Annotated in this window: 1 protein-coding gene and 1 pseudogene; both read left to right on the forward strand. The window is 73.8% G+C overall.

Going from position 1 to position 2436, the window contains the following annotated elements:
* A pseudogene (locus GRC12_RS43650) lies at nt 1–842 on the forward strand (serine/threonine protein kinase); the annotation flags it as partial.
* A gap of 163 nt (nt 843–1005) precedes the next feature.
* On the forward strand, nt 1006–2436 hold a 1431-nt coding region (locus GRC12_RS43655; RefSeq protein WP_308286767.1), incomplete at its 3' end, for a protein kinase.

Here is a 2436-nt window from a genome sequence, read left to right on the forward strand (position 1 = left end):
GGGCGAGCGGGGCGGCCGGTGGCCGGAGTTCGGGGTGGCCGGTGATGACGCCGCCCGATCTGCCGCCGCGGCCCGTGCCGAGGGCGCCGATCACCGACGTGGTGCCCCGGCGGACGCTGGTGATCATCGCGGTGGTCGTCGCGCTCGCCGTGATCGGGACCGTGCTGGCCCTCACGCTGGGCGGGGGCGACGACAGTTCCGACAACGGGGCGAAGAAGGGCGGCGGAAAGGCCGTCGCGAGCGCGTCCGCCGGCCCTCGTACCAAGGAGGACACGGGCGCCGGAGGCAAGGCCGACGGCGGCTCGGCGAAGTCCCCGGGGACATCGACCGGGGACGGCACTCCGGGCAACAGCCCGAGCGCGTCCGGCGGCAGCGGGGCACAGGGGGGCGGTTCCTCCGGGGACGACGGCGCGGTGGCGTCGACGTACAGGGGGAGCCAGGGGTACTCGATCGGTTTGCCCGAGGGCTGGAAGTACCAGTCGACGAGTGCCGCGGGAGACCGGTTCACCGGGCCGGACGGGCAGAAGCTGCTCGTCGCCTGGACGTCCACGCCGAAGAGCGACCCGGTGGGGGACTGGAAGAACCAGGAGCGCTACATGGTGCGCTCGCAGTACCAGAAGATCCGCATAGAGCAGGTGGACTACCGCGGCTGGAACGCGGCCGACTGGGAGTTCACCTATGTGGAGGGCGGGACGCAGTACCGGACGATCGACCGGGGGTTCGTCGTGAACGACCATCTCGGGTACGCCCTGATGTACACGGCGAAAGCCGCGAACTGGGACAGTGACCTCCGTAAGGACACCTGGCACACCCTCGCGAAGACGTTCGAACCGAAGTCGTAAAGCGACTGGTCCGAGTTTGAAGCGTCAGATCTGGCATCCCCTCTCTGTGGGTTGCCTCCGGCACGTATCGTGAAGGCTTGCGGACCGTACGCATCCAGGTATGCGTACGGAACAGGGCACAGGGCGAACGGAATTGACCGACCGGGCGGCCGAGGGAGGCAGCGTGGAGGACTATGCGGGTCGGGTGCTCGCCGACCGCTACCGCCTGCCGTTGCCGCCGTCCGACGAGTACGAACTCACCGAGACCCGGGCCTTCGACACCTACAGCGGGCAGGAAGTCCTGGTTCGTCAGGTGCCGTTGCCGGAGGTCGTCGAGGCGGAGGTGCTCGACGCGGAGGGGCTGCCGGACGGTTTCACGGCGCGTGACCCCTGGGACCGGGGGAGTCGGCGCCCGTCGGCGCGCGGTGGCGTCCGCAGGCCCACGGACCCCGCGGTGCGGCGGGCGGTCGAGGCGGCCCAGGCGGCGGCGCGCATACCCGATCATCCGCGGCTCGACCAGGTCTTCGACGTGTTCGCCGAGGGCGGGTCGCTGTGGATCGTCAGCGAGTTGGTGGCCGCGCGGCCGCTGGCGGCGCTGCTCGCCGAGAAGCCGCTGCATCCGTACCGGGCGGCCGAGGTGGCCTCCGACGTCCTGATGGCGCTGCGGGTGCTGCACGCGCACGGCTGGGTGCACCGGAACATCACCGCCCGCACCGTCCTCGTCTGCGACGACGGCCGCGTGATGCTGACGGGCCTCGCGGTCGGCGCCGCGGAGGAGGCCCTGTGCGGCTACGACCCGGTACCGGCCCCGGACGACGACGTCCCGCCGGGCAGCGCGCCCGCTGACGGCCGGGCAGACGCCGGAGGATACGACGGAGTTGAGGCCTCCGGCGGTACGGGGGCCTTCGGGGTGCTCGGCGGACAGGCCGGTCCCGGCGGGCCCGGAGGACAGGGTGCGCGGACTTCCCCGGGCGGGCTCGGTGACGTCGATCCCGTGGCCGCCCGGAGTGCCGCGATCAGGGCGCGTACGGCCGGCGGGCTGCCGAGTGCCGAGGCGGACACCGCACACGGGAGCGGTGGGTCGGGGGCCGTGGTGCCCAAGGCACTGGAGACCGGCGGGGACATCAGGGCCGCGCGGGCCGGGGCGATCGCCGCCTACCGGGCGGGCGCCCGCGCCGCGGCCCGCGTCCAGGAGGCGCAGAACGGCCGCACGGCCCTGCCCGGCGCCCGCCCGGCACCCGAGGCGGACCCCGCGACGCAGACCAACGGCACGGCACAGCCGTACCCCTCGGGTGAGGGTGTCGAGCACGCTCCCCAGGTGCCGCCGGGGCAGATAGCCGACCCGTACGGGGTGGGCGGAGCGCCCTGGCACGGCGCCTCCCGTCGTCCCGGAGCCGGGGGAACACCGGAGCCCGGGGGGCCGGGCAACGGCTCCGTGGGCCAGGACGGTCCGGCGGCGTTGCCTTCCGGGGGCGACAACGGCCGCGGCACATATGCGGAAAACGGCGCCCACAGCGGGGTTCCTGGCACCGGTGACCCCTTCGGCGCGCCCGGCACCTCGGCCCATGACCTGGGCGCGGCCCCCGCGACCGGCCTCCCGGCGTCGGAGTTCGGC

Source organism: Streptomyces griseorubiginosus (genome assembly GCF_017614965.1).
Taxonomy (GTDB): domain Bacteria; phylum Actinomycetota; class Actinomycetes; order Streptomycetales; family Streptomycetaceae; genus Streptomyces; species Streptomyces griseorubiginosus_B.